We start from the raw sequence: 575 nt of genomic DNA on the forward strand, positions 1-575 counted from the left end.
TGGTGGCCTGCGGCGACATCCAGATCTTCGCCTCCATCCACGAGGTCGGCCAGTTCATGGGCGGTTCGCAGCAGTGGAACGGCGGCTCGGTCGCCTCCCAGGAGGTCATCAAGGAGCTGGGCACCAACGGCGGCGGCTACTTCAACGCCAACTCCGCCCACCCCTTCGAGAACCCCACCCCCTTCTCGAACCTCTTCGAGATCTTCCTGATCCTGGTCATCCCGTTCGCGCTGACCCGCACCTTCGGCCGCATGGTCGGCAGCCTGCGCCAGGGCTACGCGATCCTCGCGACGATGGCGACGATCTGGCTCGGGTTCACCGCGCTGATGATGTGGACCGAGTTCGCCCACCACGGCCCGGCCTTCGAGGTCGCCGGCGGCGCGATGGAGGGCAAGGAGACCCGCTTCGGCATCGGCGCCTCCGCGATCTTCTCCGTCGCCACCACGCTGACCTCGACCGGTGCGGTCAACTCCTTCCACTCCTCCTTCACCGGTCTGGGCGGCGGCATCCAGCTCCTGGGCATGCAGCTGGGCGAGATCGCACCCGGCGGCGCCGGCTCCGGCCTCTACGGCATG

1 protein-coding gene is annotated in these 575 nt (G+C 68.2%); it reads left to right on the forward strand.

Translation table 11 applies throughout. The features are described from left to right. Positions 1 to 575: potassium-transporting ATPase subunit KdpA (locus G3I78_RS47085; protein ID WP_203616495.1), on the forward strand; the 575-nt coding region annotated here is incomplete at both ends.

This window comes from Streptomyces sp. SID13726 (assembly GCF_010548375.1).
Taxonomy (GTDB): domain Bacteria; phylum Actinomycetota; class Actinomycetes; order Streptomycetales; family Streptomycetaceae; genus Streptomyces.